Consider the following 22,640-nt stretch of genomic DNA (forward strand, 5'->3'; position numbering starts at 1 on the left):
CAAACATGCAAATCCATCCGCTTATCGAAACCAGCGCCGCGCTCGTCGAATTCATAGACCGGATCAAGACCAGCGATTTCGTCGCGGTCGATACCGAATTCATGCGCGAAAACACCTTTTGGCCCGAACTCTGCCTGATCCAGGTCGCCGACAGCGAACATGCCGCCGCGATCGACCCGATGGCGCCGGGAATCGACATGAAGCCGCTGCTCGACCTGCTCGTCGACAATCAGGATGTGCTCAAGGTTTTTCACGCGGGCGGGCAGGATGTCGAAATCATCTTCAACCTGACCGGCAAGACGCCGCACCCGATCTTCGACACCCAGATCGGCCAGATGGCCCTCGGGCAAGCCGAACAGGTCGGCTATTCCAACCTTGTCGAGGCGTGGATCGGGCTGCAGCTCGACAAGGGCGCGCGCTTCACCGACTGGAGCCGCCGCCCGCTCGACAAGCGGCAGATCGACTATGCGATCGGCGACGTGACGCACCTCGCCACGATTTTCCCGATGATGCTGAAAAAGCTGATCAAGACCGATCGCGGCCACTGGCTCGACGAGGAAATGGAAAAGCTCGCCAATCCGGCGAACTACAGCCTCGATCCCGACAAGGCGTGGCAGCGGATCAAGATCCCGTCGCGCAAACCCGATGTGCTCGGGCGGCTGAAAGCGCTCGCCGCCTGGCGCGAACGCGAGGCGCGAGGCAAGAATTTACCGCGCGGCCGCATCGTCAAGGACGAGACGCTCGCCGACCTCGCCGCGCATCCGCCCAAGCAACAGGATGGCCTCGGCGGGGTGCGCGGGCTGTCGGCGACGTGGAAGGCGAACGATATCGGCCGCCGGCTGATGGACGCGCTCGCCCATGCCGAGCCGCTGGCGAAGGACGATATGCCCGATCGCGCGCCGCGCGGGCCGGGGCTCGGCAAGGAAGGCGCGCTGGTCGCCGACCTGCTCAAGCTGCTGCTCAAGATCCGCGCGCGCGAACTCAATGTCGCGGCGCGGCTGATCGCGCGGAGCGACGATCTCGAAGCGCTCGCCGCGGGCGCGCGCGAAGGCATCGCGATGATGCAGGGTTGGCGCTACGATGTGTTCGGCAACGCCGCGCTCGACCTGGTCGAGGGGCGGATGGGCTTTGCGGTCAAGAACGGCAAATTGTTGATGAGCGAAATCGACGCCGCGACGGCAAGCGAAGTCTGAACGAAAGATCGTGTGCCCCCGCGAAGGCGGGGGCCCATCACCGGACGGTCCTATTTCGAGCCGGCAGGAGATGGGTCCCCGCCTTCGCGGGGACGCACGTCTCTTTTCATTCTCAGAGCAGCACCAATTCCGGCTTAGCATCGAGCGCCTGCGCGAGGATGCGCAGGCGGCGTTCGACCGATTCGCCCGCCAGATGATGCCAGCCGGCGTCGAGGCAGAGCCGCAGCTTGCCATCGACGAGCGTAACAGCGCTGGCCTTCAGCGGTGCCTCGACGCCGCCGGTCAGCCGCTGGGCGAGACGGATCGCCAGACCCCATTGCCGCGCCCGCGCCAGTCGCTCGTCGCTGACCAGCCGGCCCATCGCGGGAAAGTCGGAATCGGCGCCGCCAAACCCCGCATACAGCGCGCGCGCCAGCAATATGCGCCCCTGGATGTCGATGCTGCGCCAATTGCCGTGCAGGCCGATCTCGGTGCCGCGTTCGGCGCGGAAATCGGGGTTCGCCGACCAGGCGACATCGCTGAGCAAGCTCGCGGCGAGGCGGACGCGGCTGTCTTCGGTCGCCTCCCCGGCAAAGAGCGGCGCGATCCAGCCGGCGACCGCGCGGCCGTGCGGCGCGAACCGCGCCAGTCGGCGCCCCTCGAAATCGGCCGCGACAATCAGCGGGTCCTGCGCGCGCGTTTCGGCATCGAGCGCCTGAAACAGCAGGCCTTCGCGCAGCCCCGACGAGGATACCGTCATCTCGGGCACGTCGAGAATGTTGACGAGCGCGGCGAGCAAGGCGGCGGCGTCGGGCAGGGTCGCGGCGCGGTTCGCCGCCATGCCGGGGATCGCGCGCAATTCCTCGAAGCTCAGCCGCTTCGTCGCGCGGAGCAGACGGCGGAGCGCGCTGCGCGGTAGCCGGTGCTGGTCGAGCACCGCGAGCGGATCTTTCGTCAGTTCAAGATCGAGGCGCGACAGCGCGCGCCACGAGCCGCCGACTAGATAGAGCGGTAGCCCCGAAAGTCCGCCGTTCGGCCAGCCCGCGCTCTTCAGCATCTTGCGGATCGCGCGCTCGAACGCCTGCTCGCCGTCCTCGCGAAGCGCGGGCAAGCGCAGCACGCCGAGCGGGAAGGAGGCGCGGCGCCCGACCACACCGTCCGCGACCTCGGCAAGTTCAAGGCTGCCGCCACCCAGATCGACCGCGATCCCGCGCGCATCGGGAATCGCCGACAGCACGCCATGTCCCGCCGCCTCGGCCTCTTCCTCGCCCGACAGGAGCCGGATATCGAGCCCCGCCTCGGCGGCGGCGGCAATGAAGGCCGGACCGTTGGCGGCGTCGCGCACCGCCGCGGTCGCGACGCATTGCAGATCGGTCACCGCCATGTGCCGGGCGAGCAGCGCGTAGCGGCGCAGCGCGACGAGGCCGCGCGTCGCGTCCTCGGGCGCGATCCGGCCGTCGATCGCCAGCCCGCGGCCAAGCCCCGCCGCGACCTTTTCATTGAAAATCACCGCCGGCGCACGCGCCGGGCCTTCATAGACGACGATGCGGACCGAGTTGGATCCGATATCGATCACCGCCGAGCGGCGCACGCCGTTTTCCGGGGGGCGGGAAAGGCCCAAAACCTATCGATCCTCACGCATGGGAAAGTCGAGCGTGGGGACGTCGTGGCGCTTGTGCAGCGCAGTGCCGCGACCCGACAGCGACGGATTGTTCATGAAATAATGATGCAGGTTGAATGGCTTGTCACCCGGGAGCAGTCGGCGATAGGTGCCGTCGGGCCGCAGCACCCAGCTTTGTTCATTGTCGATCAAATTGGCGACCAGCACCTGGTCGAGAATCTGGTCATGGACGGTCGGGTTCTCGATCGGGATCATATATTCGACCCGGCGGTCGAAGTTGCGCGGCATCCAGTCGGCGCTGGAGATATAGAGCTTGGTGCCGCTATGCGGCAGGTAGGCGCCATTGGCGAAGGCCCAGATGCGGCTATGTTCCAGAAAGCGTCCGACGACCGACTTCACGCGGATCGTCTCCGACAGACCGGGGACGCCGGGGCGCAGGCAGCAGATGCCGCGCACGATCAGGTCGATCGGCACCCCCGCCGCGCTCGCTTCGTAAAGCTTGTCGATGATATCGGGATCGACAAGGCTGTTCATCTTCGCCCACAGCCCCGACGCCTTCCCCGCCTTCGCCGACGCGATCTCGACATCGATCAGGTCGCTAAGATGGTGGCGCATGTTGAGCGGCGACATGGTGATGAGTTCGAGCCGCTCGGGCTCGACATAGCCGGTGATATAATTGAAGAGCTGCGCCGCATCGCGCCCGGCGCGCGGATCGGCGGTGAAAAAGCTCAAATCGGTATAGATACGCGCCGTCACCGGGTGATAATTTCCGGTGCCGAAGTGGCAGTAAGTGCGATAGCCCTGCCCTTCGCGGCGCACGACCATCGAGATTTTGGCGTGCGTCTTCCACTCGATGAAGCCATAGACGACCTGCACCCCGGCGCGTTCGAGTTGGTTCGCCCAGAGCAGATTCTGCTCCTCGTCGAATCGCGCCTTAAGCTCGACGATCGCGGTCACCGACTTGCCCGCCTCGGCCGCCTCGATCAGCGCGCGGATGACCGGCGACTGGTCGCCGGCGCGATAAAGCGTCTGCTTGATCGCGACGACGTCAGGATCGGCGGCCGCCTGACGCAGGAAGGAGAGCACGACGTCGAAGCTCTCATAGGGATGGTGGACGACGATGTCCTTCGAGCGGATCGCCGCGAAACAATCGCCGCCATGTTCGCGGATACGCTCGGGAAAGCGCGGCGAATAGGCCGGAAATTTGAGGTCGGGCCGGTCGATATCGACGAGCGCCGACAGCGCCGCGAGGCCTATGAAACCGCCGATCTTGGCGACGATCGCTTCATGCCCCTGGATGTCGGCACCCAGCACCTCGGCGATTTCGGCCGGCATGTCGGCTTCGAGTTCGAGCAGGATGACGCGCCCGCGGCGGCGGCGGCGAATCGCGGTGCGGAACAGGCGCACGAGATCCTCGGCCTCTTCCTCGATTTCGATATCGCTGTCGCGGATGATGCGAAAGACGCCGAGCGAGCGCACCGCAAAGCCCGGAAACAGCAGGTCGGCGAACAGTTCGATCAGATATTCGATCGGCACGAAGCTGCCCGCTTCGCCCGGCACCGGAACGAACCGCGCCAGCGAAGCGGGGATCATCACCAGTTCGAGCACCGTGTCGCCGGTCGCCTTGCGCTGAAGGTCGAAGATCACGCCGAGGCCGCGGTTCGGAATGAAGGGGAAGGGATGCGCCGGGTCGAGCACCTGCGGCGTCAGGATCGGAAAAATCTGGTTGATGAAATATTGGCGCAGATGCGCGCGCAACGCCTCCTTGTCCGACCCGGAACCGTGGACGACGATCCCCTGTTCGGCGAGCTGGCGGTGGAGAAGCTGCCATTCACTCTGCTGCTGATCGACGAGGCGATTCACCTCGGCTTCGATCTCGCTGAGTTGCTGGCCCGGCGAGCGACCGTCGGCGGAGGGGTCGTCGATTCCCTGGAGCTGCTGGCCCTTCAGCCCGGCGACGCGGACCATGAAGAATTCGTCGAGATTGCTGCCCGAAATCGACAGGAAGCGCAGCCGTTCGAGCAGCGGGTGGGCCGGATTGCGCGCTTCTTCCATCACGCGCCGGTTGAAGGCGAGCCACGAGAGTTCGCGGTTGAAAAAGCGGTCGGGTCCGAAACCGGGCTGCGCCGTATCGGCGTCATTGTCCGCGCGCAGAGGGCCGCCGGCTATCGACATATTGCTTCATCCTGTCGTTCGAGCAAATCGGGATCGATCAGCCCCTGTGACAGTAATGTTTCACGCGTAAGACGGATGGTGATGCCGCGCCCTTTTTCGAGCGAAGCCGCATCGAGCGCCGCGACGACGCGGTGCAGCATCGCATAGCTGCGTTCCATGCGCGGCACGATATAGGACGCCACCTCGGGCGCGATCGCGATCCCGCGCTGCGCGAACAGCGCCTCGATCAGGTCGCGCGCCAGGCAGTCGTCGGGCTCGCCGATCGTCAGTACCGGGACGGCGGCGAGACGCGAGGCGAGGTCGGGAAGCCCGATAACCCACGCGGGCGGCGGCGCGTCGGCGATGATGAGGAGCGGCGTCCCCGACGATTGGGCGGCGTTCCAGGCGTGGAAAATCTCCTCTTCGCAAATGCTGGCGTGCCCGTCGATCACCCGCCCGCCGGTTTCGCGCGCGAAGAGCCGGCCGATCAGACTGCGCCCCGATCCGCGCGGGCCGGTCAGCACCGCGGTGCGCACCGGCCAGGTCGCGACGTGGCGAAGGTAGCGCACCGCGTCGGCATTGCTCGGACCGACGATCAGCGGACCGTCGTTCGAGCCGCCGGCACTCCAGTCGAGCGGCAGCGCGATCTGTCCCGAAGGCCCGCGCATCAGCGACTGATCCGGAGTTGGCCGCCGCCTTCCTGCACCTTGAAGCCGCGCGCGGCGAGCGCTGCCTTGAGCGCGGCAAGATCGCCGCGGAAGGCCACGCGCATCACCGAGGTGCCGCCAAGCGCGAGGCTGGTCGTCGATGCCGACTGGACGCCCGCGACGCCGCCGACCGCACGCTCGGTCGCCGACACCGAATCGACATCGGGCGAGCTGTACTGGACGGTGAAGCTCTGGATACCGGCGGCCGGCGTCGCCGGCGCGCTGCTGTCGGTTTCGGTCGGCAGCGCATCCTCCTCGCCCGCCGCCGCGTCGGGCAGGTCGACCTTTTCGACCGGCTTTTCGAGGACGAGATAGGTGTCGGTGCGCAGCACCCCCGCCGCGAGCGCGCCGGTATAGATGCCGTCCATCCGCGCCACCGCCTTTTCCATCATGTCGGGCAGCGCGGCAGGGCTGGGGCCGGTCATGGTGAAGCTGTCGATCAGCTTGTTATCGGGACCGAAGCGCGCGGTGAAAACACCTCTGATCGGCCCGCCGGGATAGCTATATTCGATCCGTGCGATCGGAACCAGCACGTCGGCGGCGCCATATTGGTCGAGGATCACACGCCACCAGACACGGCCGCGGCGCCCGATCTGCCCCGGATTGAGCAGCAGCGTGTCGGCGCCGGTGCCCGCGGTGCGGACATAGTCGATCGCGCTCTGCCCGGTATTATATTCGGCCCAGGCGCGCTGCCACGCGCTGCGCTGTTCGAACACCTGTTCGATGCCGTCGATCGAATAGACCGGGATGACGAGCAAAGGCGGCGAGCGCAGCGTGCGGCCGCTGACGCCCAATATCTGTCCCGCGCGCACGCGGTCGAACTGGACCCCCAGCGTCGCGACATAGCGGCGCGGGCCGATCTGTTCCTTTTCGATGACGATCGCGGTGACGATGCCGTCGAGCACCGAATCGCCAAGCGCCGGACCGTCGCTGCCATTGATGCGGCGATAAAGCTGCGTCCAGCCCTTGCGCTGCGCCTCGTGCCAGCCCTTTTCGCGCGCATCCTCGGCATTGTCGCCGGTGACGTCGATCAGGATTCCACTGGCGAGGAAATCGCCGCTGCTGTTGATCGGGGTGATGCCGCGATCGCCGTGCGCGATCTGCCCCTCGACCAGCCCCGCGAGCAGAACCGCGAAAAACAGGCCAAAAAGCGCGGCCCAGCGCCAGTCGCGGGGCATAAACGCGCGGAGCGGGAAGCCGGGAGTCGAGCGGGGGAAAGCGGCCGAAGTCATATCTTCTCTATTCTTTGCCCCGAAGCGCGAGCCCCGACAAGGAAATCATGGCAATTATCGGCTGGAACCGTTAGTCGCGCGTGCCATGGATTCCAAGCACAACCAACGAGAGGGGCAACCCACGCCCTACACATATGCCGAGGCCGGCGTCTCGATCGCGACCGGCAATGCGCTGGTCCGTGCCATCGCCCCGCTCGCCCGAGCGACGCGCCGCCCCGGCGCCGACGCCGACCTGGGGGGGTTCGGCGGCTTCTTCGACCTCAAGGCGGCGGGGTTCAACGATCCGCTGCTCGTCGCGGCGAACGACGGCGTCGGCACCAAGCTCAAGCTCGCGATCGATTCGGGACGGCACGACGGCGTCGGCATCGACCTGGTCGCGATGTGCGCGAACGATCTGATCGTGCAGGGCGCCGAGCCTTTATTCTTTCTCGACTATTATGCGACCGGAAAACTCGACAACGCCGTCGCGACCGAGGTCGTCGCGAGCATCGCCGAGGGCTGCAAGCAGGCGGGCTGCGCGCTGATCGGCGGCGAAACCGCCGAGATGCCGGGGATGTATGCCGACGGCGATTACGACCTTGCGGGCTTCTGCGTCGGCGCTGTCGAGCGCGACCAGGTGCTGACCGCCGACAAGGTCGCGGCGGGCGACGTCATATTGGGCCTCGCGTCGTCGGGGGTTCACTCGAACGGCTTTTCGCTCGTGCGCCGGCTGGCGGCGGACAAGGGCTGGAAACTCGACCGCCCTGCCCTGTTCGACCAGACTATCCTGCTGATCGATGCGCTGATGGTGCCGACGCGCATCTATGTGAAGAGCCTGCTGCCGCTGGTGAAGACCGGCCGCATTCACGCGCTCGCGCATATCACCGGCGGCGGACTGCTCGAGAATATCCCACGTATCCTGCCCAAGACATTGCACGCGCATATCGATGCCGATGCCTGGGCACAGCCGCGGCTGATGGCCTATCTGCAGGCGCAGGGAAATATCGAGCCCGAGGAAATGGCGCGCACGTTCAACTGCGGCATCGGCATGGCGGTCGTCGTCGCCGAGGGCGACGTCGCCGAGGTGACGGCGGCGCTCGAAGCCGCGGGCGAAACGGTGCACCGCATCGGCCATATCGCCGATGGCGAGAAGGGCTGCACCGTGACCGGCAGTATCGAAACGTGGAGCGCGCGCGAAGCCTGGAGCGCGACGCATCATGGCTAAGACGCGAAAATCTCCCTCCCGCTTGCGGGAGGGGTTAGGGGAGGACCTGTTTCGGCGCTCCCCCATCCGACATGCCCTCCCCCGACCCCTCCCGCAAGCGGGAGGGGAGAGGTGAAAGCCAAGGTCGCCGTCCTGATCTCGGGCACCGGAACCAATATGGCCGCGCTGCTCTATGCCGCGAAGGCCGAAGCCTGTCCCTATGAGTTGGTGCTCGTCGCCAGCAACAATCCCGATGCGGCGGGCCTCGCGCTCGCCAATGCCGAGGGTATCGCGACGTGGGCGCATCCGCACAAGGGCATGGACCGCAACGCCTTCGACGCGCTGGTCGACGAACGGCTCCGCGCCGCCGGTGCCGACTATGTCGCGCTCGCAGGCTATATGCGCATCCTGAGCGACGATTTCGTTGCGCGCTGGGCGGGGCGGATGCTCAACATCCACCCGAGCCTGCTCCCCAAATATAAGGGCCTCCACACCCATCAGCACGCCATCGACGCGGGCGACGCCTATGGCGGGTGCAGCATCCATATCGTCACCCCGGCGCTCGACGACGGCCCGGTGCTGGCGCAAACCGAAGTCGCGATCGCCCCCGGCGATACCGCCGAAAGCCTCGCGCGGCGCGTCCAGTTCGCCGAGCATCAGCTTTACCCGGCCACCCTCGCCGCCTTCGTCACGCGCGAGCGCAATCCCGACTATCTGCTCGGACGCGTGCGCGAATTGGCGATGACGCTGCCCGAGGCCGACGAGGTGAGTTCGCACGGCATGCCCTGCTTCGGCATCGTCAAAGCCAAGAAATTCGCCTATTTCACCCACGACCATCACGGCGACGGCAAGACCGCGCTGCTGGTGAAAATCAGCGGCGCCGAGGAACAGGCGATGCTGATCGAACTCGACGAAGACCGCTATTACCGCCCTGCCTATTTCGGCGACGGCTGGATCGGCATCCGCCTTGACCTCGGCGACACCGACTGGGAGGCGATCGGCGAATGGCTGCGCAAGAGCTGGCTCGCGGTCGCGCCGAAGAGGCTGGCGGGATTGATGGCGGTAGCGGACGATTTTTGACAAAAATGGGCCGCCGGATCGCTCCGGCGGCCCATTTTTGTCCATCTTTCGTCACCCTGAACTTGTTTCAGGGTCCATGGCCTGCGCAATCGATTTACGCGGCGCTTGCCGAGAGGCCTGGCCGTGGATGCTGAAACAAGTTCGGCATGACGATAGCAGAAAATTCAGCCGACGATTTCTTCGGGCTTGAAGAAATAGGCGATCTCGATCGCCGCATTTTCGTCGCTGTCGCTGCCGTGTACGGTGTTCGCCTCGATGCTTTCGGCGAGTTCCTTGCGGATCGTGCCGGGGGCGGCGTCCTTGGGGTTGGTGGCGCCCATGATGTCGCGGTTCGCCTGCATCGCATTCTCGCCCTCGAGAACCTGGACGACGACCGGGCCGCTGATCATGAAGGCGACAAGTTCGCCAAAGAAGGGACGTTCCTTGTGGACCGCGTAAAAGCCTTCGGCCTGCTCGCGGCTCATGTGAATGCGCTTCGAGGCGACGATACGCAGGCCGGCGTCTTCCAGCATCTTGGTGACGGCGCCGGTGATGTTGCGGCGCGTCGCGTCGGGCTTGATGATCGAAAAGGTGCGGGTGACCGCCATGGGAAAGCTCCTGGGTTGCTATTCTATTTGGTGCGCGCGCCTCTAGCCGTGCTTTTGCTGCACTGCAAGGACGGAGCGCGCGGGCGCTACGGCCCTTCGGACCAGCGGCCGCGATCGTCCTGCTTCCAGAAGCGGTTGTCGACGTCCTCGCGCGCGGCGAGCGCACGCCACGCCGCGCGGGCGTCGTCGATGCGGCTGTTGTCGAAGAGCAGGAAAACCCGCTCGAAACCCAGCGCCTCCTCGCGCCAATCACCGTCGGCGAGCGCGACGTGCGACGCGCGGTTCGGCGGTGAGGCGCCCAGCGTGCCCGCAAGCAGGATCGGCTCGATCGCCTCGTCGGGCGAACCCGCATGGCCATGCGGCAGAAAACTCGCGGGCTGAAGCGTCCACAACGCTTCGTCGATCGCCTGCCGCTGCATCGCCGAGGCGGCGACCACCAGCAAGCGGTCGCCATTACCCAGGATTCGCGTCGCGATCGCGGGCAGCACCCGTTCGACGGGGTCGCGGGTCAGTCGGTAGAAGTCGACGCGAGGCATCCGCTATTCAGTCATTGCGACCCCGGCGAAAGCCGGGGGAAGCAACCTCCAGCCATCGACCTCGCGCAAGGCCGATAGCGGGAGATTGCCGCGTCGCTTCGCTCCTCGCAATGACGAGCATATGCGGAATCACCCTTCGTGATGATCGGCGATGAAGCGGTCGAGCAGGCGCACGCCATAGCCCGTCGCGCCCTTGCCATAGACCGGCCCGTCCTTGTCGGCCCACGCCACGCCCGCGATGTCGAGATGCGCCCAGGCGACGCCTTCGTCGACATAGCGCTTGAGGAATTGCGCCGCGGTGATCGATCCGCCTTCGCGCGGGCCGATATTCTTCATGTCGGCGATGGGGCTGTCGATCAGCTTGTCATAGGCGGGCGAAAGCGGGAAGCGCCACAGCTTGTTGCCGCTCGCCTCGCCCGCGTCGAGCAGCTTCGCGGCGAGATCGTCGTCGTTCGCGAACACGCCCGCATATTCATGGCCGAGCGAGATGACCATCGCGCCGGTCAGCGTCGCGAGATCGACGATGACCTTGGGATCATAGGCCTTCTGCGCCCAGGCGATCGCGTCGCAGAGGACCAGGCGACCCTCGGCGTCGGTGTTGAGCACCTCGACCGTCTGCCCCGACAGGGTGGTGACGATGTCGCCGGGGCGCATCGCATTGCCGTCGGGCATATTTTCGACGAGGCCGACGACGCCGACGACATTCGCCTTCGCCTTGCGGCCCGCGATCGCCTTGATCGCACCGGCAACCGCGCCCGCGCCGCCCATGTCCCACTTCATCATGTCCATGCCCGGCCCGGGCTTCAGGCTGATCCCGCCGGTGTCGAACGTCACGCCCTTGCCGACGAACACCACCGGCGCCTCGCCCGGATTGCCGCCGTTCCAGCGCATCGCGAGCAGCCGCGGCGGGCGCGTCGAGCCTTGCGCGACGCCGAGCAGCGCGCCCATGCCGAGCGCCTTCATCTGCCGTTCGTCGAGCACTTCGAGTTCGACGCCAAGGTCGGTCAGATGCTGGCAGCGCTCGACGAAGCTTTCGGGATAGAGGATGTTCGGCGGCTCGGCGACGAGCGTCTGGGTCAGCGCGACGCCGTCGGCGACCGCCGAATAGCGGCCCCAGCGCGCCGACAGGTCGCCCGCCGGCGACGCGATGACGACCGTCTTCAGGCTGGACTTCGCCGTGTCGGCAAGCCGGGTGCGATAGGTATCGATGCGCCAGTCGCGAAGGCGCGCGCCCATCGCAAAGGCGAGGACATCCTCCTCGTCGCTCTGTCCCGCGCTCGCGAAATCGACATGAACGCTGGTGACGCCGCTCGTCTGGAGCTTCGCGGTCAGCGCCGCGCCGCCGCGTTCGAGGTCGTGCGTCGTGCCGTCGCCGATTCCGACGAGCAGCAACCGCTTCGCCTGCGCGCCGTCGAGCGCCGCGGTCTCCGCGATCCCGCCCGCCGCGCCCTCGAACCGCGCCTGCGCCGCCGCCGCGCCGAGCAGCGCGCCGAGCTTGGCGGCCTCGCCCTTGCGGACCGGAAATGCGACGACGTCGGCGGACGCATCGATTTGCGCGACAAACTGGATGTCCATGCCTTAACTTTCTCATGCGATGATTGATTGGAACGTGCCGGACCGATAGGGGTTTTGCCTGCGAGTTGCAAAACGAAAGCAGCCGACTCTGTCCGGGTGGACACCAGATAAGGCGTGGGACAAAGATATCAAATGAGCTGGGCTTTGTTCCATCGGTCCGCACGCACACAGCCGCTTTGGCTTGCGACTGCCAGCGGCGCTGCCTTGATGGCGTGCCCCGTCGCCGCGCAGCAGACGGTCGAGCCGCCGGTCGTCCAGGCGCCGCAGGGCCAGCCCGACCTGCAGGACCGTGACGTGTCGGCGGTGGCGGTCGATGCGCCCGCGCCCAAATCGGACGAACAGGTCGGTTTCGCCGCCGACAATCTCAACTATGACACCGACTCCGAGATCGTCGTCGCCGAAGGCAATGTCGAAATGAAGCGCGACGCGGTCCAGATGCGCGCCGACCGGGTGACGTGGAACCGCAAGACCGGCGAAGTCGTCGCCGAGGGTGATGTCGCGCTGAAGAATCCAGAGGGCGACACCGCCTATGGCGACCGCATCGTCCTGACCGACACGCTGCGCGACGGCGTGGTCGAAAACATGCTCGTCGTGCTCGACAATGGCGCGCGCCTCGCGGCGGTGAAGGGCACGCGCTTCGACAATGGCAATATCGAACTGGAAAACGCCGCCTACACCCCCTGCCCCGTCGAGGACGGGTCGGGTTGCCCCAAGAAGCCGACCTGGCAGATTCGGGCCGTCCGCGTGATCTATGACCGCGCCCACAACAAGGTCAGATACAAGGGCGCGCGGGTCGAGATTTTCGGCCTGCCGCTGATCCCGCTGCCGGGGCTCAGCCATCCCGCGAACAGCGAGGCGGGCAGCGGGCTGCTCGTTCCCGAAATCCGCCTCGACCGCACCAACGGATTCGAGATCGCGGTGCCATATTATCTTCGCCTCGCGACCGACCGCGACATCACGATCACGCCGCATCTCTACACCGAATCGGTGCCGATGATCGAAGGCGAGTTTCGCGCGCTGACCGACATCGGCTCGTTCCGCATCAACGGCTATGCAACGCACAGCTCGGTCGTTCCGGTGTCGGGACAGGTGATCGACCCCAATCGTCAGTTCCGCGGCTATCTGGAAAGCGCGGGCAAATTTCAGTTCGATCCGCGCTGGAGCCTGTCCTATTCGGGCCGCATCACGACCGACCGCACCTTCATGCGCCGGTACGACATCAGCCGCGACGACCGGCTGCGTTCGACCTTCGAGCTGGAGCGGATCGGCGGGCAGAGCTATTTGTCGATCGCGGGCTGGGCGACCCAGACGCTGCGCGCCAACGACGCGCAGGGGCAGCAGCCGATCGCGCTGCCGATCATCGATTATCGCCAGCGGCTCGCCGACCCGTTGCTCGGCGGGCAGATCGAATTGCAGCTCAACACGCTGGCGATCGCCCGCACCGCGGGCCAGGACACGCAGCGCGCCTTTGCCGGGGCGACGTGGAATCTGCGCGGGCTGACCGGCCTGGGCCAGGAGGTCGTGCTGACCGCGATGGTGCGCGGCGACGTCTATCACAGCGACGAGAATCTGCTGACCGCGATCCCCGGCTATCGCGGCAAATCGGGCTGGGAGGGCCGCGGCATCGCCGCGGTCGCGGCCGACATGCGCTGGCCCTTCATCGGCGAATTCCTGGGCGGCACCCAGACGCTGACCCCGCGCGTCCAGATCGTCGCGACCCCCAGCCTCAAGAATCTCGACATTCCGAACGAGGATTCGCGCGCCTTCGACCTCGAGGACAGCAATCTGTTCGCGATCAACCGCTTCAACGGCTACGACCGGTTCGAGGATGGCGCGCGCATCACCTATGGCTTTGAATGGAATTTCAGCCGGCCGGGCCTCAACATCAACAGCATCATCGGGCAAAGCTATCGCCTGTCGGACAAGCCCAGCCTGTTTCCGGACGGCACCGGCCTGACCGACCGCACGTCGGACATCGTCGGCCGCACCACCATCGCCTATAAGGATTTCCTGCGGCTGACGCATCGTTTCCGGCTCGACAAGGACAATCTGGCGGTCCGCCGGAACGAGATCGACGCGACGATCGGCAGCCGCTCGACCTATGCCGTGCTCGGCTATTCGCGGCTCAACCGCGACATATTGCTGCTCGGCGAGGATTTGCAGGATCGCGAGGAAGTGCGCGCCGGCGGGCGCGTCGCCTTTGCGAAGAACTGGTCGATCTTCGGATCGGCGATCGTCGACCTGACGCGCAAGAGCGACGATCCGCTGGGCGTCGCCGACGGCTTCGACCCGATTCGCCATCGCCTGGGCCTGGCTTATGACGACGAATGCCTGTCGATCGCGCTGACCTGGCGCCGCGACTATATCGACACCGGCGATGCGCGGCGCGGCAACAGCTTCTCGTTCCGCATCGCCTTTCGCAACCTGGGGTTCTGATCGGGCCGGAAAGGATCGGAAGTCCAAAGCACCTTACTCAGCTTCCATTCAGCGTCCCGACCCTAGATCGGACCGCAGTTATGACAGGCGGACGCGGATTGCGCTGGACCATCGGGCGTGTCCGCTGATACGGAGCGAGCCGATATTTCTCGAATAGGATGGCAATGACCAAATTTTCGACCATGATCGGACTGATCAGCGTGGCGGCCGTGGGTATGACGCCAGTGCTGGGCCAGACCGTCCCCGACACCGAGGTTCCGACGACGAGCCTCAACATTCCGGGCGACGTCAAACTCTATGGCGACGACAAGCCGAACGTCTATCGCCCCTCGGCGACCGTGAACGGCGAGATCATCACCGCGACCGACATCGAGCAGCGCATGGCGCTGATCCGGATCGCAAACAACAATGTCGATCTGCCCCCGGAGGAATTGCAGCGGCTGCGCCAACAGGTGTTCAGCAACCTGATCGACGAGAAATTGCAGATCCAGGAAGCCAAGGCCGCGAAGATCGAGATCGACGAGAATGTCATCAACGAACAGTTCGCCCGCCTGGCCGCGCGCTTCAAGCAGACTCCCGATGAATTTTCCAAATATCTCGAGTCAAAGGGTTCGGCGGCGGCGGCGGTGAAGCAGCAGATTCGCGGCGAATATGCCTGGGACCGCCTGCTGTCGCGCAACATCCAGTCGACGACGAACGTATCGACCGACGAAGTCGATTCGATCGTCAAGCAGATGAACGAGGCCAAGGGACAGGATGAGTTCCACCTCGGCGAAATCTATCTGTCGGCGACGCCTGAAAATGCCGCCGCGGTCGTCGAGAACGCGCGCAAGATCATTCAGGCGCTACAGGCCGGCGGCAGTTTTGCCGCCTATGCCCGTCAATTCTCCGAAGCGTCGACCGCGGTCGTCGGCGGCGACCTTGGCTGGGTGCGCGGCGGCCAATTGCCTGCCTCGATGGTCGAGGCGGCGCAGCAGATGGCGCCGGGGCAGCTTGTCGGCCCGATCGAGGTGCCGGGCGGCATATCGATCCTGCTGATGATCGACCGACGCCAGGTGCTGACCGCCGATCCGCGCGACGCGGTGCTGAGCCTGAAGCAGGTCTCGCTCGACTTCACGCCCGGAACGAACGAAGCGCAGGCGGCCGAACTGGCGAGCAAATTCGCCCAGGCGACGCGCAGCATCGCCGGCTGCGGCGGCGCGGACAGCGTCGCGGCCTCGCTGGGCGCGCACGTCGTCGCGCGCGACAATATCGCGATGCGCGCGCTGCCGGCGCCGCTGCAATCGACGCTCGCGACGATGCAGGTCGGCCAGACGACGCAGCCCTTCGGCGCCGCGAACGAGGGCATCAGCGTATTGGTGCTGTGCGGCCGCGAAATGCCGAACACGGCCGCCGAGCCCGATCGCGCCCAGATCGAGGAGAAGATCCTCGAGGACAAGGTCAACAAGCGGGCCCAGCGCTATTTGCGCGATCTCCGCCGCGATGCGGTGATCGAATATAGCTGATGCCTGATATCGACGAGCGACGGCCGATCGCGGTCACCATGGGTGACCCGGCCGGCGTCGGCCCTGAAGTCGCCGCGCGGGCATGGGCCGCGCGGCGCGAATATGGCTTGCCGCCCTTCGTCGCGATCGGCGACATCGCCGCGATCGAGGCGGTGTGGGACGGCCCCGCGGTGCGCGTTGGTGCCATGGAAGAAGTGGTCCGCGCCTTCGACACGGCGCTTCCCGTCTGGCATCTCGAGGACAGCGGGCCGCTGACTCCCGGTTCCCCGACGCCCGCGGGCGCGACCTGCGCGCTGCACGCGCTCGAGACTGGAATCGGCCTGACCCGCAATGGCGCGAGCGACGCGCTCGTCACCGGATCGGTGTCGAAGCACGCGCTCCACGGCATCGGTTATACCCACCCCGGCCAGACCGAATTCATCGCCGAACGCTGCGGCGTCACCGCGACCAATGCGGTGATGATGCTCGCGGGGCCGGCGTTGCGCGTCGTGCCGCTGACCGTCCACATCCCGCTTTCCGAAGTGCCCGAGCGGCTGACCGCCGACCTGATCGCCGCCAAGGCGCGCATCGTCGCGCGCGGCTTGTCGCGCGACTTCGGCATTGCCGCCCCGCGGCTCGCGATCGCGGGGCTCAATCCGCATGCCGGCGAGAGCGGTCAGCTCGGCGACGAGGAAATCCGCATCATCGCGCCCGCGGTCGCTCAACTGGCCGGAGAGGGGATCGCCATCGACGGGCCGCTCGCCGCCGACGCGCTGTTCGCCCCGGGCATCCGCGACCAGTATCACGCGATTCTGTGCTGCTATCACGATCAGGCGCTCGCGCCGTTCAAGGCGCTGCATTTTCACGACGGGGTCAATCTGACGCTCGGGCTGCCGATCATCCGCACCTCGCCCGACCATGGCACGGCATTCGACATCGCGGGCACGGGCAAAGCCGACCCGGGACCGACGATCGCCGCAATCGCGATGGCGGCGCAGATGGCGACGGCGCGCGAGCGCAGCAGCGCTCCGGCGAAGTGACCGCCGCGCCCAATCGCCCGCTGCCGCCGCTGCGCGAGACGGTGCGCGCGCATGGCCTGTCGGCAAGCAAGGCGCTGGGGCAGAATTTCCTGTTCGACGAGCAATTGCTGGATCGCATCGCCGCGCTGCCAGGCGATCTCGACGGGCAGACCGTGTTCGAGGTCGGACCCGGACCGGGCGGCCTCACACGCGCGCTGCTGCGAGCAGGCGCGAACGTGATCGCGGTCGAACGCGACGACCGCTGCCTGCCGCTGCTCGGCGAACTCGGCGAAGCGTTCGACGGGCGGCTGACGGTGATCCCCGACGACGCGATGGCGATCGACGCCGACGCCCTGGTCGGCGGGCCGTATCATATCGTCGCCAACCTGCCCTACAATGTCGGAACCGCGCTGTTCACGCGCTGGCTCGAACCGAAAAGCTGGCCGCCGCTCTGGAAATCGCTGACCTTGATGTTCCAGCAGGAAGTCGCCGAGCGCATCGTCGCGCCGGTGGGAACGAGTGCTTACGGACGGCTCGCGGTGTTGGCGCAGTGGCGGTCGACCCCGAAGATCGCGATGAAGGTCCACCGCTCGGCCTTCACCCCGCCGCCGAAAGTGATGTCGGCGATCGTCCATGTGACGCCCGCCGCGGAGCCCGAAGGCGTGAATCCCCGGGTGCTGTCGAAACTCGCCGAAAAGGGCTTCGGTCAGCGGCGCAAGATGCTGCGGCAAAGCCTGAAAGGCATGGCTGGCGCGGTCGAGGCGCTCGAAACGCTCGGCATCGACCCGACCCGCCGCGCCGAGACGGTGAGCGTCGCCGAATGGGTCGCGCTGGCGCGGGCACTGGGTGAACCGATGACCGGCCGATCCCCGGCCTGAAAACGATCGCCAGGCGCGATGTTGGCTTTTGGGGGCGAGCGGATGTCCCCCATCTTTCGCGGGAATGACGAAATTAGGAGATGCCTAAGGTAGGCTTCCGATCCAAAAAAGATCAATTCTGCCCGGTCGCCCCGACCGTCGCGACAGGTTTGGGCACGATCGTTTCGGCGGCGACGACGCGCTTCGTATCACTTCCCGCGATCGCCTTTTCGAGCGCCGTGACCTGCGGACATTTGTCCTTGCAGAGGCGCTGCGCCGCGGCGAGTTTTTCGCGTGCGAGTTCGAGCGCCCCCTTGTCGGCGAGCGCTTCGCCCTGGCCGGTCAGCGCGATAAGGTCATTGGGTTCGAGCAGCAGCGCCTCGCGATAGAGGGCGATCGCCTTGCCCGGCAGACCCTGCGCCCGCGCGACCTGCGCCATCGCGATGACCGCCGATCGGTTGCGCGGATCGGCGGCGAGCGCCGATTCATAATAATCGACCGCACCGTCGAGGTCGCCCTTATTCTGCGCCGCTTCGCCCTGCTTTTGCAGCGCGACCGAGGTCGGTAGAATATCGCTGTCGGCGCGCTGTGCGTCGGAGGCGACCGGCATGCTGGCGAGGATAAAGCCGGCACCCAGAGCCAGGAAACTGACGCGCATCGCATTCTCCCATGTCTTCATTCCGGGCGATGCTAACATGGCGCCGTCAGCCGTGCGAGAAAAAATCCGTCGCAGCCGTCATGCGCCGGAGTCAGCAGAAAACCGCCGCCCGCCGCGCGTCCGATACCCGCCGGCAGACAGGATGTATCGGTCGTCCAGCCTGGATGCCGGTTCAGAAATTCGTCCACCTGGGCCCGCCCCTCGCGCGCGATGATCGAGCAGACGGCATAGAGGATTTTGCCCCCCGGCGCCACAAGATCGGCGCCGATGTCGAGCAGCTTCGCCTGATCGGCGAGATGGCGGTCGAGCCGCGCGGGCGTCAGGCGCCAGCGCAGTTCGGGACTGCGCCGCCAGGTGCCGCTTCCCGAACAGGGCGCATCGACGAAGACGCGGGCTGCCCGGCCCTGCCAGTCGGCCAGCATCGCCTGCTCCTGCCCCGGATTGAGCAGGCGCGTCTCGATCCGCGTCGCGCCCGCGCGGTCGGCGCGCGGCGGCAATTGCTGGAGGCGCGCGCGATTGGTGTCGCAGGCCAGGATATCGGCATCATTGCCGGTGAGCGAGGCGATGGCGAGCGTCTTGCCGCCGCCGCCCGCGCACAGGTCGACGACCGCCTGCCCCGGCGCCGCCTCGATCGCCGCGGCGGCATATTGGCTCGCGGCATCCTGCACCTCGAAAAAACCATCGGTATAGGCGGGATGCTGGACCGCCGCGGTCTCGGGCGGCAAGCGCCAGCCGTCGGCCGCGCCGGCGATCGGCTCACCATCGGGGAACAGCGCCGCCAGCGCGTCACGGTCGGCCTTGAGGCGGTTCGCGCGCAGGTCGAGCGGGGCGCGGGCCAGCATCGCTTCGCCCTCGCCGTCCTCGACGAGCGGGTCGAACAGGTCGACCAGCGCCTGCGCGGCAAGGCCCGTGTCGGCGCGCGGTTCGCCGGGCGCGATCGGCGCGGGACCATAGGACGAGCCGTCGAACAGCGCGGTCAGCGCAGGATCGCCATCGACGAGAGCGAGCATCGCGGCGCGCCCCGATTCGGGGGCCGAACGCACGGCGCGGATCGCGTCATAGACATGGCCGCGGATCGCGCGCCGGTCCTTCGACCCCGCATAGCGGCGCGCGCGCATCGCCTCGGCCAGGATCGCATCGGCAGGCGCCCCACCCCCGCGTGCCGCCGCGGCGATGGTATCGAGAATTTCGATCGCGGCCTGAAGGCGGGCGGCGGGGGTCATGAGCCCCCTCCCCTCCCGCCTGCGGGAGGGGCAGTGAGACTTGCGAGCTTGCTCGCTAGTCGCAACGGGGTGGGCCGTGACGCGACAGACCCACCCACCCCGCTGCGACTAGGCAGCAAGCTGCCAAGTCTCGCTGCCCCTCCCGCCTGCGGGAGGGGATGGATGTGTCGCTGCGTCACGAATCACCCAACCGGGTAATTCGGCGCTTCGCGCGTGATCGCCACGTCGTGGACATGGCTTTCGCGCAGCCCCGCATTGGTGATGCGGACGAATTTCGCGCGCTCGCGCAGATCCTGGAGCGTGCGGCTGCCGGTATAACCCATCGCCGCCTTCACGCCGCCGACAAGCTGGTGAATCACATCCTTCGCCGCGCCCTTGAACGGCACCTGGCCCTCGATCCCTTCGGGGACCAGCTTCATCTGATCCTTGATGTCCTGCTGGAAATAGCGGTCGGCCGAACCGCGCGCCATCGCGCCGACGCTGCCCATGCCGCGATAGCTTTTATAGGTGCGGCCCTGGAACAGGAAGGTTTCGCCCGGCGCCTCGGCGGTGCCCGCCAGCAGCGAGCCGACCATGACGCTCGACGCGCCCGCCGCAAGCGCCTTGGCGATATCGCCCGAGGTGCGCAGGCCGCCGTCGGCGATCACCGGCACGCCCAGCTTCGACGCCGCCTCGACGCTGTCGAGAATCGCGGTGAGTTGCGGCACGCCGACCCCCGCGACGACGCGGGTGGTGCAGATCGATCCCGGACCGATGCCGACCTTCACCCCGTCGGCGCCGCAGTCGATCAGCGCCCGGGTCGCTTCGCCGGTCGCGACATTGCCCGCGAGCACCTGAACCCGGTTCGAAAGCTTCTTGATCTTCGCGACCGTTTCGCCGACGCCCTTGCTGTGGCCGTGCGCGGTATCGACGACGATCAGGTCGCATTCGGCATCGAGCAAGGCCTCGGCGCGTTCGATCCCGCTGTCGCCGGTGTTGGTCGCCGCGGCGACGCGCAGGCGGCCATTCCCGTCCTTGGTCGCGTCGGGGAAGTTGACCGCTTTCTCCATATCCTTGACGGTGATCAGCCCGATGCAGCGATAATCGCCGTCGACGACGAGCAATTTTTCGATGCGCCGCTGATGAAGCAGCTTGCGCGCCTCGTCCTGGCCGACGCCGGGGCGCACGGTGGCGAGATTGTCGGCGGTCATCAGCTCGCGGACCGGCTGCTTCGGATTTTCGGCGAAACGCACGTCGCGGTGGGTCAGGATGCCGGCGAGCTTGCCGCTGGCTTCGACCACCGGAATCCCCGAAATCCTGTGCTGCGCCATCAGCGCGGTCGCCTCGGCAAGCGAGGCGTCGGGCGCGATCGTGATCGGGTTGACGATCATTCCGCTCTCGAAACGCTTGACCTGCCGCACCGCCGCCGCCTGCTCCTCGATCGTGAGGTTGCGGTGGAGGACGCCGATGCCGCCGATCTGTGCCATCAGGATCGCCATGTCGGCCTCGGTCACCGTGTCCATCGCCGACGACAGGATCGGGATATTGAGGCTGATCTCGCTCGTGAGCTGGGTCGACAATATGGCGTCTGACGGCAGGATGTCCGACGCGCCGGGCACCAGCAGCACGTCGTCGAAGGTCAGTCCGGTGAAGATTTCCATAGGTGCCACTTTCTGGTGCGGGGCGGCGCCTGCCCATGGTTGCGGGGCGGCGCACGCGACTCGTTTGGTGGCGGCCCATGTAACCAGTCGGGCGCGTGCGCGCCAGAGGGGGGAACCCGATTATTTCGCCGTCGGCCACGCTTCGCTGTCCGGCCCGCGAGCGCGCGGACAAAAACATGCCGCACCCGATTGCGATTCCCCCCTTCAAAAGCTAGGCGCTTGATTTGTGAGCGCGACGCAAACCCCTTCCCCGCCTTCTTCTCTCGCGCCCTTTCGCTATCCCGCCTTCCGCGCGATCTGGATCGCCAATCTCGCGTCGAACATGGGGTCGATGATTCAGTCGGTGGGCGCCGCCTGGCTGATGACCGAGCTTACCCCGTCGCACCAGCTCATCGCGCTGGTCCAGGCGGGCGCGACGATCCCGATCCTGCTGCTCGGCGTGTTCGCCGGGGCGATCGCCGACAATTTCGACCGGCGCCGCGTCATGCTCGCGGCGCAGTCCGCGATGCTGCTCGTCTCGGCCGCGCTGACGGTGACGACCTGGATCGGCGCGATCTCGCCGCTGCTGCTGCTGTTCTTCACGCTCGCGGTCGGGTGCGGCACTGCGCTCAACGGTCCGGCGTGGCAGGCTTCGGTGCGGTTGCAGGTCGGCCCGAAGGATCTGCCGCAGGCGATCGCGCTCAACAGCATCGCTTTCAACCTCGCGCGCAGCGTCGGTCCGGCGCTCGGCGGCCTGCTCATTTCGCTGACCGGCCCCGCCCCGGCCTTTGCGATCAACTCGGTCAGCTATCTCGCGCTGATCGTCGTGCTGCTGCGCTGGCATCCCGAGGTCGCCCCGCCGCAGCGCACGCCGATGCTCGCCGCGATCGCGACCGGCATCCGTTTCTGCGTCCAGTCGAACCCGGTGCGGCGCATCCTGACCCGCGGCTTTGCCTTCGGCATCGCGGCGATCGGCTTTCAGGCATTGCTCCCCGCGCTCGTCCGCGATCGGCTGCACGGGACCGAGACGGTCTATGGCCTCTGCCTCGCGGCCTTCGGCGCCGGATCGATCCTCGCCGCGCTGTGCGTCGGCTATCTGCGCCGCCGCTGGGGCAGCGACCGGATCGTCGCCGTATCGGCGCTGATCTTCGCTGCGGCACTGGCGCCGATGGCGCTCGTTACGTCGGTCGCGGGGGTGATGGCATCGACCTTTGTCGCGGGCTTCGCCTGGGTGTCGACGCTGACCACGCTCAACGTCGCGATGCAGCTTCGCTCGCCCGAAGCGATCCTCGGCCGCTGCCTGTCGATCTATCAGGCGGTGACCTTTGGCGCGATGGCGCTCGGCGCCTGGCTGTTCGGCCTGCTCGCCGACCTGGGGTCGCTGTCCAGCGCGCTGTTGGCGTCGAGCGGCTGGCTGGTGCTGACCGCGCTGCTCCTGCCGTTTCTGGCGCCGATGCCCGGGCGCGACGAAGGCCGCATCGACCGCTGAGCAAATTT

At 66.7% G+C, this 22,640-nt stretch carries 18 protein-coding genes; 8 read left to right on the forward strand and 10 right to left on the reverse strand.

The annotated features are described in order from the left end of the window. The first annotated feature begins 5 nt into the window (after positions 1-5). Positions 6-1,193, forward strand: coding sequence for a ribonuclease D (gene rnd, locus CVO77_RS05230; protein ID WP_105998202.1), 1,188 nt, complete (start codon positions 6-8; stop codon positions 1,191-1,193). A 112-nt stretch (positions 1,194-1,305) separates the two neighbouring features. On the opposite strand, the gene CVO77_RS05235 is transcribed toward rnd, so the two are convergent. From CVO77_RS05235 to CVO77_RS05250, 4 genes are read right to left on the reverse strand one after another with little or no spacing between them, the layout of a single operon-like run. Next, the gene (locus tag CVO77_RS05235; protein ID WP_242446104.1) at positions 1,306-2,763 is read right to left on the reverse strand and encodes a Ppx/GppA family phosphatase; all 1,458 of its coding nucleotides are present in this window, start codon (positions 2,761-2,763) and stop codon (positions 1,306-1,308) included. A gap of 33 nt (positions 2,764-2,796) precedes the next feature. Continuing rightward, positions 2,797-4,968 carry an RNA degradosome polyphosphate kinase gene (locus CVO77_RS05240; protein ID WP_242446105.1) on the reverse strand — a complete coding sequence of 724 codons (2,172 nt, stop codon included), beginning with the start codon at positions 4,966-4,968 and terminating at the stop codon, positions 2,797-2,799. After that, positions 4,959-5,615, reverse strand: a complete 657-nt coding sequence (locus CVO77_RS05245; RefSeq protein ID WP_105998204.1) for an HdaA/DnaA family protein — start codon at positions 5,613-5,615, stop codon at positions 4,959-4,961. Before CVO77_RS05245 ends, CVO77_RS05240 begins: the two co-directional genes overlap by 10 nt. Next, positions 5,615-6,832, reverse strand: coding sequence for a heavy-metal-associated domain-containing protein (locus CVO77_RS05250; protein ID WP_242446106.1), 1,218 nt, complete (start codon positions 6,830-6,832; stop codon positions 5,615-5,617). Before CVO77_RS05250 ends, CVO77_RS05245 begins: the two co-directional genes overlap by 1 nt. A gap of 139 nt (positions 6,833-6,971) precedes the next feature. Here CVO77_RS05250 and purM point away from each other — a divergent pair, with 139 nt between their 5' ends. After that, the gene (gene purM, locus CVO77_RS05255; RefSeq protein WP_105998206.1) at positions 6,972-8,090 is read left to right on the forward strand and encodes a phosphoribosylformylglycinamidine cyclo-ligase; all 1,119 of its coding nucleotides are present in this window, start codon (positions 6,972-6,974) and stop codon (positions 8,088-8,090) included. A 111-nt stretch (positions 8,091-8,201) separates the two neighbouring features. Further along, positions 8,202-9,149 (forward strand): phosphoribosylglycinamide formyltransferase, encoded by a 948-nt coding sequence (purN, locus tag CVO77_RS05260; protein ID WP_105998207.1) that lies wholly within the window; start codon positions 8,202-8,204, stop codon positions 9,147-9,149. Positions 9,150-9,313: 164 nt separating this feature from the next. Here the strand turns inward: purN and ndk are convergent, their stop codons facing one another. The 3 genes from ndk to CVO77_RS05275 all read right to left on the reverse strand — a co-directional run bounded on the left by ndk (position 9,314) and on the right by CVO77_RS05275 (position 11,847). After that, positions 9,314-9,736: a nucleoside-diphosphate kinase gene (ndk, locus tag CVO77_RS05265; protein ID WP_105998208.1), complete on the reverse strand. Its 423-nt coding sequence runs from the start codon at positions 9,734-9,736 to the stop codon at positions 9,314-9,316. An 86-nt stretch (positions 9,737-9,822) separates the two neighbouring features. Beyond that, positions 9,823-10,272: a DNA polymerase III subunit chi gene (locus CVO77_RS05270; protein WP_105998209.1), complete on the reverse strand. Its 450-nt coding sequence runs from the start codon at positions 10,270-10,272 to the stop codon at positions 9,823-9,825. A gap of 129 nt (positions 10,273-10,401) precedes the next feature. Next, positions 10,402-11,847: a leucyl aminopeptidase gene (locus CVO77_RS05275; protein ID WP_105998210.1), complete on the reverse strand. Its 1,446-nt coding sequence runs from the start codon at positions 11,845-11,847 to the stop codon at positions 10,402-10,404. 207 nt (positions 11,848-12,054) lie between these two features. Between CVO77_RS05275 and CVO77_RS05280 the strand changes: the two genes are divergently transcribed. The 4 genes from CVO77_RS05280 to rsmA all read left to right on the forward strand — a co-directional run bounded on the left by CVO77_RS05280 (position 12,055) and on the right by rsmA (position 17,664). Then, positions 12,055-14,283 (forward strand): LPS-assembly protein LptD, encoded by a 2,229-nt coding sequence (locus tag CVO77_RS05280; protein WP_420822530.1) that lies wholly within the window; start codon positions 12,055-12,057, stop codon positions 14,281-14,283. A 164-nt stretch (positions 14,284-14,447) separates the two neighbouring features. Beyond that, entirely contained in the window at positions 14,448-15,788 is a 1,341-nt protein-coding gene (locus CVO77_RS05285) for a peptidylprolyl isomerase (RefSeq protein ID WP_105998212.1), read from the forward strand. Then, positions 15,788-16,807, forward strand: coding sequence for a 4-hydroxythreonine-4-phosphate dehydrogenase PdxA (gene pdxA, locus CVO77_RS05290; RefSeq protein ID WP_105998213.1), 1,020 nt, complete (start codon positions 15,788-15,790; stop codon positions 16,805-16,807). Before CVO77_RS05285 ends, pdxA begins: the two co-directional genes overlap by 1 nt. Next, positions 16,804-17,664 (forward strand): 16S rRNA (adenine(1518)-N(6)/adenine(1519)-N(6))-dimethyltransferase RsmA, encoded by an 861-nt coding sequence (gene rsmA / locus CVO77_RS05295; protein WP_242446107.1) that lies wholly within the window; start codon positions 16,804-16,806, stop codon positions 17,662-17,664. Before pdxA ends, rsmA begins: the two co-directional genes overlap by 4 nt. 112 nt (positions 17,665-17,776) lie before the next feature. Here the strand turns inward: rsmA and CVO77_RS05300 are convergent, their stop codons facing one another. The 3 genes from CVO77_RS05300 to guaB all read right to left on the reverse strand — a co-directional run bounded on the left by CVO77_RS05300 (position 17,777) and on the right by guaB (position 21,164). Next, positions 17,777-18,301, reverse strand: a complete 525-nt coding sequence (locus CVO77_RS05300) for a tetratricopeptide repeat protein (protein WP_106000658.1) — start codon at positions 18,299-18,301, stop codon at positions 17,777-17,779. A gap of 32 nt (positions 18,302-18,333) precedes the next feature. After that, entirely contained in the window at positions 18,334-19,524 is a 1,191-nt protein-coding gene (locus tag CVO77_RS05305; RefSeq protein ID WP_105998214.1) for an RsmB/NOP family class I SAM-dependent RNA methyltransferase, read from the reverse strand. A 182-nt stretch (positions 19,525-19,706) separates the two neighbouring features. Further along, positions 19,707-21,164 carry an IMP dehydrogenase gene (gene guaB / locus CVO77_RS05310; protein WP_105998215.1) on the reverse strand — a complete coding sequence of 486 codons (1,458 nt, stop codon included), beginning with the start codon at positions 21,162-21,164 and terminating at the stop codon, positions 19,707-19,709. Between the two features lie 226 nt (positions 21,165-21,390). Between guaB and CVO77_RS05315 the strand changes: the two genes are divergently transcribed. Beyond that, on the forward strand, positions 21,391-22,632 hold the full coding sequence (locus CVO77_RS05315; protein WP_105998216.1) for an MFS transporter: 1,242 nt from the start codon (positions 21,391-21,393) through the stop codon (positions 22,630-22,632). The last annotated feature ends 8 nt before the right edge of the window (positions 22,633-22,640 follow it).

The organism is Sphingopyxis lindanitolerans (assembly GCF_002993885.1).
GTDB classification, from domain to species: Bacteria; Pseudomonadota; Alphaproteobacteria; order Sphingomonadales; family Sphingomonadaceae; genus Sphingopyxis; species Sphingopyxis lindanitolerans.

Bases quoted from the DNA above. Each gene is read 5' to 3' on its own strand.
- pdxA (WP_105998213.1), top strand. From the start codon at position 15,788: ATGCCTGATATCGACGAGCGACGGCCGATCGCGGTCACCATGGGTGAC.
- CVO77_RS05280 (WP_420822530.1), top strand. From the start codon at position 12,055: ATGGCGTGCCCCGTCGCCGCGCAGCAGACGGTCGAGCCGCCGGTCGTC.
- CVO77_RS05300 (WP_106000658.1), bottom strand. From the start codon at position 18,301: ATGCGCGTCAGTTTCCTGGCTCTGGGTGCCGGCTTTATCCTCGCCAGC.
- ndk (WP_105998208.1), bottom strand. From the start codon at position 9,736: ATGGCGGTCACCCGCACCTTTTCGATCATCAAGCCCGACGCGACGCGC.
- CVO77_RS05245 (WP_105998204.1), bottom strand. From the start codon at position 5,615: ATGCGCGGGCCTTCGGGACAGATCGCGCTGCCGCTCGACTGGAGTGCC.
- purM (WP_105998206.1), top strand. From the start codon at position 6,972: ATGGATTCCAAGCACAACCAACGAGAGGGGCAACCCACGCCCTACACA.
- CVO77_RS05240 (WP_242446105.1), bottom strand. From the start codon at position 4,968: ATGTCGATAGCCGGCGGCCCTCTGCGCGCGGACAATGACGCCGATACG.
- guaB (WP_105998215.1), bottom strand. From the start codon at position 21,164: ATGGAAATCTTCACCGGACTGACCTTCGACGACGTGCTGCTGGTGCCC.
- CVO77_RS05285 (WP_105998212.1), top strand. From the start codon at position 14,448: ATGACCAAATTTTCGACCATGATCGGACTGATCAGCGTGGCGGCCGTG.
- rnd (WP_105998202.1), top strand. From the start codon at position 6: ATGCAAATCCATCCGCTTATCGAAACCAGCGCCGCGCTCGTCGAATTC.
- CVO77_RS05275 (WP_105998210.1), bottom strand. From the start codon at position 11,847: ATGGACATCCAGTTTGTCGCGCAAATCGATGCGTCCGCCGACGTCGTC.
- CVO77_RS05250 (WP_242446106.1), bottom strand. From the start codon at position 6,832: ATGCCCCGCGACTGGCGCTGGGCCGCGCTTTTTGGCCTGTTTTTCGCG.
- CVO77_RS05305 (WP_105998214.1), bottom strand. From the start codon at position 19,524: ATGACCCCCGCCGCCCGCCTTCAGGCCGCGATCGAAATTCTCGATACC.
- CVO77_RS05270 (WP_105998209.1), bottom strand. From the start codon at position 10,272: ATGCCTCGCGTCGACTTCTACCGACTGACCCGCGACCCCGTCGAACGG.